Source organism: Streptomyces sp. NPDC004752 (assembly GCF_053601275.1).
This window is the reverse complement of record NZ_JBSGBN010000024.1, coordinates 1-6,659: the sequence shown is the minus strand read 5'-3', so window position 1 is coordinate 6,659 and position 6,659 is coordinate 1. Positions and strand designations below refer to the sequence as shown.

Sequence of the window (6,659 nt, the reverse complement as noted above, 5' to 3'; positions counted from 1 at the left end):
CGCGCCCGCCACCGCCGGCTGCGCCTCCGCCCCGCCCCCCCCCGCCGGGGCGACCCGGTGCTAGACCCCGCGCCCCCCCCCCCCCGGCCCTGGCAGGAGCGATTTCGGCGCGGTCTAGCGCTCGACGTCGCCGCGGATGAATTTCTCCACGTTCTCGCGGGCCTCGTCGTCGAAGTACTGGACCGGCGGGGACTTCATGAAGTAGGAGGACGCCGAGAGGATCGGGCCGCCGATGCCGCGGTCCTTGGCGATCTTCGCGGCGCGGAGCGCGTCGATGATGACACCTGCGGAGTTCGGGGAGTCCCAGACCTCCAGCTTGTACTCAAGGTTCAGCGGGACGTCACCGAAGGCGCGGCCCTCCAGACGGACGTAGGCCCACTTGCGGTCGTCGAGCCAGGCGACGTAGTCGGACGGGCCGATGTGCACGTTCTTCTCGCCGAGGTCCCGGTCGGGGATCTGCGAGGTGACGGCCTGCGTCTTGGAGATCTTCTTCGACTCCAGACGCTCGCGCTCCAGCATGTTCTTGAAGTCCATGTTGCCGCCGACGTTCAACTGCATCGTGCGGTCCAGGACGACGCCCCGGTCCTCGAACAGCTTCGCCATGACGCGGTGCGTGATGGTCGCGCCGACCTGGGACTTGATGTCATCGCCGACGATCGGGACGCCCGCCTCGGTGAACTTGTCCGCCCACTCCTTGGTACCGGCGATGAAGACCGGGAGGGCGTTGACGAAGGCGACCTTGGCGTCGATGGCGCACTGGGCGTAGAACTTCGCCGCGTCGTCGGAACCGACGGGCAGGTAGCAGACGAGGACGTCGACCTGCTTGTCCTTGAGGACCTGGACGATGTCGACCGGCTCGGCGTCGGACTCCTCGATGGTGGCCCGGTAGTACTTGCCGAGGCCGTCGAGGGTGTGGCCGCGCTGCACGGTGACACCGGTGGTGGGCACGTCGCAGATCTTGATGGTGTTGTTCTCGGAGGCGCCGATGGCGTCCGCGAGGTCGAGGCCGACCTTCTTGGCATCGACATCGAAGGCGGCGACGAACTCGATGTCACGCACGTGGTAGTCACCGAACTGCACGTGCATCAGTCCGGGGACCTTGGACGCCGGGTCGGCGTCCTTGTAGTACTCGACTCCCTGCACCAGCGAGGCGGAGCAGTTGCCCACGCCGACGATGGCTACGCGAACCGAACCCATTCCGGTTGCTCCCTGTTGTGTACGAGTGAGGCCCTGAGTGGGCTTCACGTGGCGGTGTCGTCGGGCGTATCCGTCCCGGGGATCTTCCCGGGACGGGGCAGGCCGCCCGTCGCTCCAGATGTGGTGTTCCGCTGAGCGGACCCGCCGGAGGCGGAACCCTTCAGGTCCCGTCCGGCCCGCTCGCTCTCGATGAGCTCGTTCAGCCAGCGCACTTCGCGCTCCACGGACTCCATCCCGTGGCGCTGGAGCTCAAGCGTGTAGTCGTCGAGGCGCTCCCGGGTGCGGGCCAGCGAGGCGCGCATCTTCTCCAGGCGCTCCTCCAGCCGACTGCGGCGCCCCTCCAGTACGCGCATGCGTACGTCGCGTGACGTCTGTCCGAAGAAGGCGAAACGCGCTGCGAAGTGCTCGTCCTCGTACGCGTCCGGACCCGTCTGGGAGAGCAGTTCCTCGAAGCGTTCCTTGCCCTCCGCCGTCAGCCGGTAGACGATCTTGGCGCGTCGGCCCGCGAGGGGCGCGGCGAGGGCGTCCTCGTGGGTGCTCCCCGGCTCCTCGATCAACCAGCCGTTGGCGACCAGCGTCTTCAGACAGGGATAGAGCGTCCCGTAGCTGAACGCCCGGAACACACCCAGTGACGTATTGAGTCGTTTGCGCAGCTCGTAGCCGTGCATGGGAGATTCGCGGAGCAGGCCGAGCACGGCGAACTCAAGGATGCCGGAACGCCGGCTCATCATCGCCTCCTCTCGTCCGTCTCACACACTTATCTCGCTCTGATGTATCGACTCGATACATCACGACGATAGAACGACGCCTCGCATGCGACAAGTGGGATGGCGGTGAACGGGATCACATCACCGATTCGTGGGAAGCAACTTGCCTGATTTGGGATGAACTTCGGCGCTAGGCGGGTTTTGGCGGTGCGTAGTCTGTGCGGCATGTACGCCACCGGGAACCAAGTGACGCCTGGGGGCGTCTTCGTCCCCGGTGCAGTACGGGTGAGTGCAGGAACGACCGCATCCGTACTTCGGGGGGACCGGAAACCAGCCGCCGTTTCCAGGCGCGCAAGGGTGCGCCTGCCCGAGGAGTAATCGTTCGATGAGCGAGCACCGTCGCAAACCGCCGCCGCCGCAGGGTGGCGGACGTGCCGCGGCCCGACGCGGCCAGTCCGGCTCGTCATCCGGCCGCCGCGCGGCACCGCGAGGCGCCACCGGGTCTCCTTCCGACTCCTATGGGTCCGGTTCCTATGGGTCGGGTTCCCAGGACTCTGGAGGTCAGGAGCGTCCCTACAACGGCCGGGCCGATGCCCGCCGAGCGGCGCAGAGAAGCGGAGGCGGCCGACGCAGAGCGACCGAGAACACGGGTCCGGGCGGCCGGCGCGGCGGTCCTGGCGGCCCGCCCGGGCGCGGCAGGGGCCGGGCGACCGTACCCGCCAAGAAGCGGCTCATCGACTACCCCAGGGCGGGGAAGTACGGATGGCAGCGCTGGGTGCCCTCCTGGAAGCTGGTCTCCGGGCTGTGCATCGGCTTTCTCGGCAGCCTGGTGGCCATGGTCGGCGTCGGCTACGCCATGGTCACCATCCCCAACGAGAACGACGCCGCCAAGTCGCAGAACAACGTCTACTACTGGGGCGACGGCAGCCAGATGGTCGCCACGGGTTCGGGCGCCAACCGGCAGAACGTCACCATCGCCCAGATCCCCGAGGCCATGCAGTGGGCAGTGATCTCGGCGGAGAACAAGAGCTTCTACGGGGACTCGGGCCTGGACTACATGGGCATCGCGCGCGCCCTGGTCAACATGGCCCAGGGCGGCCAGACGCAGGGTGGTTCGACGATCACCCAGCAGTTCGTGAAGAACACCTACCTGAGCCAGGAACAGACGGTCACCCGTAAGTTCAAGGAGATGTTCATCTCCATCAAGGTGGGCACGAAGCTCTCCAAGTCCCAGATCCTGCAGGGCTACCTGAACACGTCGTACTACGGCCGCGGCGCCTACGGCATTCAGGCCGCCGCGCAGACCTACTACGGCAAGGACGCGGTCGATCTCAAGCCGAGCGAGTGCGCCTTCCTCGCCGCGCTGCTCAAGGGCCCGACGTACTACGACCCGGCGGGCAGCGAGAGCATCGACAAGACGGCGACGGCCGATGCCAACCTCAAGCGTTCCAAGGACCGCTGGGGCTGGATCCTCGAAGAGATGCACAAGGACAAGCGCATCACGGACGCCGAGTACCAGGAGGCGATCAAGAAGTACCCGATGCCCCAGGACCGCAAGGCGACCAAGGGCATGACCGGCCAGATCAGCTATCTGGCCGACACGGCGAAGAAGTACGTCCTGAACCACTCCGACATCACGGAGGCGCAGTTCGACCAGGGCGGCTACCAGATCTACACGACCTTCCAGAAGAACAAGGTCGACGCCCTCACCGCGGCCGTCAAGAAGATCGAGAAAGAGAAGATCGACCCGGAGCACCGCGAGAAGGACAAGCACGTCCAGTTCGGCGCGGCGTCGGTGGTGCCCAACGACGGCGCGATCGTCGCGCTCTACGGCGGCGCGGGGTACGAGAACGGCCACTTCACCAACAACGCCGACACCTCGGGTGTCCCCGTCGGTTCGACGTGGAAGCCGTTCGTGCTGGCCGCGGCCATGGAGTACGGCACCTACGCGACCGACGGTGTGGGCCTCTCGCCGCTGAGCAAGTACAACGGCAACGACAAGCTCAAGGTCAAGAAGCCGGACGGCAGCTACTTCCTGGACAAGGACAACCAGGTCTTCCTCCAGAAGAACGAGAGCGACAAGGCGTGGGGCTACATCACCTTGCGCAAGGCGATGGAGCAGTCCATCAACACGCCGTTCGTGCAGCTGGGCGTCGACGTGGGGATGACGAGGGTGCGGGATGTCGCCAAGGCGTCCGGCGTTCTGCAGGACACCATGGCGCCGGATCTCAACCCGTCCTTCGCCATCGGTACCTCGACGCCCAGCGCGATCCGCATGGCCGACGCCTACGCGACGTTCGCCGCCTCCGGAAAGCAGACGGACCCCTACTCGGTGACCCAGGTCAAGAAGGACGGCAAGGAACTGGACGGCTTCACCAAGCCGAAGCCCTCGCAGGCGATGCCGGCGAAGGTGGCGGACAACGTCACGAACGTCCTGGAGAACGTCATCCAGAACGGTACGGGTTACAACGCCAAGGCCCTCGGGCGTGTGGCGGCGGGCAAGACCGGTACCACCGACCAGAACAAGTCGGCCTGGTTCGTCGGCTACACACAGCAGCTGTCGACCTCGGTCACGATGTTCCGTGAGAACCCGAAGGACCACGAGCTGCTCTCCATGAACGGCACGGCGGGTGTGGACTCCATCCACGGTGGTGACATCCCGACGCTCGTGTGGACCGAGTACATGAAGTCCGCGCTGAAGGGGAAGAACGACCCCGGCTTCCCGGACGCCGAGAAGATCGGCGAGGTCCAGGACGAGGAAGGCGCCCCCTCCCCGACCCCGTCGGTCAGCATCACGCCGAGCCCGACCCCGAGTCTCTCGCCCAGCCCGACGCCGAGCGAGACGCCCACCGAGCCCTCCCCTTCGCCCTCCGATTCCTGCCGGCCCAACAAGATCTGCCCAACTGACGGAGCCACCGACACGGGCGGGATCGACGGAGGCGTGAGTTCGTCGCCATCGGTCACGCAATCGACCGGAAACGGCAACAGCAGAGGCAACGGCAATGGGGGCATCTTCGCCGGACCGACGGGCTAGGCCCGGGACCTGACCCGGTTGGCGGTCATATCGCCCGCCAAGGGTGTTTCACGTGAAACATGGGCCGTCGCACCCACGAGGTGCGGCGGCCCTCGGCGTGTACCCAGGCGCGTACGGCAGGATGAGCCCCATGCCCAGTGCAGAAACGACGCCCACACGCGTGCGCGAACCGGAGCCGGTGCGGCCGACCAGGGAGGACCAGGTCGCCGCGGCCGGCAGTGAGCTGATCGGTGGCCCCATCGGATGGCGTGCCCTGCTCGGCACGTCCTGGTGGACGCCCCTACGGGTGGTCGCGCTGGTTGCGATCGGCATGTTCGCCCTCGGCCTGATCCAGAAGGCACCCTGCTACAACGGCGCCTGGTTCTTCGGTGCCAGTTCGCAGTACACGCACGCGTGCTACTCGGACATTCCGCACCTCTACCAGGGGCGCGGCTTCGCCGACGGGCTCGTTCCCTACTTCGACAAGCTCCCGGGCGACATGGACTACCTTGAGTACCCCGTGCTCACCGGTGTGTTCATGGAGGTGGCCGCCTGGGTCACGCCCGGCAGCGGCAGCATCCAGCACCAGGAGCAGTGGTACTGGTTCGTCAACGCCGGAATGCTGATGGTGTGTGCGGCCATCATCGCCGTCTGCGTGACCCGGACACACGCCCGGCGCCCCTGGGACGGGCTGCTGGTCGCCCTGGCGCCCGCTTTCGCGCTGACCGCCACCATCAACTGGGACCTGCTGGCGGTGGCCCTGACGGCCGCGGCGATGCTGATGTGGTCCCGGGGCCGCTCCCTCGCCTTCGGTGTCCTCCTGGGGCTCGCCACGGCCGCGAAGCTCTATCCCGTGCTGTTGCTCGGCCCGCTGTTCGTCCTGTGCTGGCGCGCCGGCAAGTGGCGGGACTTCGGCAAGGCCCTGGGCGGCACGGCGGTCGCTTGGCTCGTCGTGAACCTGCCAGTGATGCTCTTGGCCTACGAGGGCTGGTCGAAGTTCTACACGTTCAGCCAGGAGCGGGGCGTGGACTTCGGCTCCTTCTGGCTGATCTGGGCCCAGAACTCGACCCACTCGCCCACCACCGACACGGTCAACACGCTCGCCACGGTGCTGATGCTGCTGTGCTGCGGCGGTATCGCGGCGCTCACCTTCGTCGCCCCGCGCCGACCGCGTTTCGCACAGCTCGCCTTCCTGATCGTGGCCGCGTTCATCCTCACCAACAAGGTCTACTCGCCGCAGTACGTCCTGTGGCTGGTGCCGCTCGCCGTACTGGCCCGGCCCAAGTGGCGGGACTTCCTGATCTGGCAGGCATGCGAGGTGGCGTACTTCCTGGGGATCTGGATGTACCTCGCCTACACGACCAGCGGAGACGCCCACAAGGGCCTGCCCACCCAGGGGTACCACTGGGCGATCGCGGTGCATCTGCTGGGCACGCTGTTCCTGTGCGTCGTGGTCGTGCGGGACATCCTCATGCCGGAGCGGGACGTGGTGCGCCGGGCCGGTGACGACGACCCCTCGGGCGGGGTGCTCGACGGGGCGGAGGACGTCTTCGTCCTCGGCGGCGTGGCCCACCCACCGCGGCACGCCACCCACTTCGACGTGCCGCAGGTGGAGTGGGGAAGCCAGGCACCGCCGGCCCCCACGGAAGACCGTTCGCTCTGAGCGAACCGGTCCGTGGGGTGTCGGCGGGCGGCGGCACCTGGACAGCCGAAGGGCCGTACACGGACTTCCGTGTACGGCC

4 protein-coding genes are annotated in these 6,659 nt (G+C 67.1%); 2 read left to right on the top strand and 2 right to left on the bottom strand.

All coding sequences use genetic code 11. The features are described from left to right. Positions 1-114: 114 nt before the first annotated feature. Entirely contained in the window at positions 115-1,197 is a 1,083-nt protein-coding gene (locus ACWEKM_RS12775; protein WP_451621197.1) for an inositol-3-phosphate synthase, read from the bottom strand. A 44-nt stretch (positions 1,198-1,241) separates the two neighbouring features. Beyond that, a complete protein-coding gene (locus ACWEKM_RS12770; protein ID WP_451621196.1) occupies positions 1,242-1,925 on the bottom strand; it encodes a helix-turn-helix transcriptional regulator in 684 nt (227 codons plus the stop codon). 364 nt (positions 1,926-2,289) lie between these two features. On the opposite strand from ACWEKM_RS12770, the gene ACWEKM_RS12765 reads away from it, so the two are divergent. Together ACWEKM_RS12765 and ACWEKM_RS12760 are read left to right on the top strand one after the other, a co-directional pair. Continuing rightward, positions 2,290-4,938, top strand: coding sequence for a transglycosylase domain-containing protein (locus ACWEKM_RS12765; protein ID WP_451621195.1), 2,649 nt, complete (start codon positions 2,290-2,292; stop codon positions 4,936-4,938). A 130-nt stretch (positions 4,939-5,068) separates the two neighbouring features. After that, positions 5,069-6,580, top strand: a complete 1,512-nt coding sequence (locus ACWEKM_RS12760) for a glycosyltransferase family 87 protein (protein ID WP_451621194.1) — start codon at positions 5,069-5,071, stop codon at positions 6,578-6,580. The last annotated feature ends 79 nt before the right edge of the window (positions 6,581-6,659 follow it).

Bases quoted from the DNA above. Each gene is read 5' to 3' on its own strand.
- ACWEKM_RS12770 (WP_451621196.1), bottom strand. From the start codon at position 1,925: ATGAGCCGGCGTTCCGGCATCCTTGAGTTCGCCGTGCTCGGCCTGCTC.
- ACWEKM_RS12775 (WP_451621197.1), bottom strand. From the start codon at position 1,197: ATGGGTTCGGTTCGCGTAGCCATCGTCGGCGTGGGCAACTGCTCCGCC.
- ACWEKM_RS12765 (WP_451621195.1), top strand. From the start codon at position 2,290: ATGAGCGAGCACCGTCGCAAACCGCCGCCGCCGCAGGGTGGCGGACGT.
- ACWEKM_RS12760 (WP_451621194.1), top strand. From the start codon at position 5,069: ATGCCCAGTGCAGAAACGACGCCCACACGCGTGCGCGAACCGGAGCCG.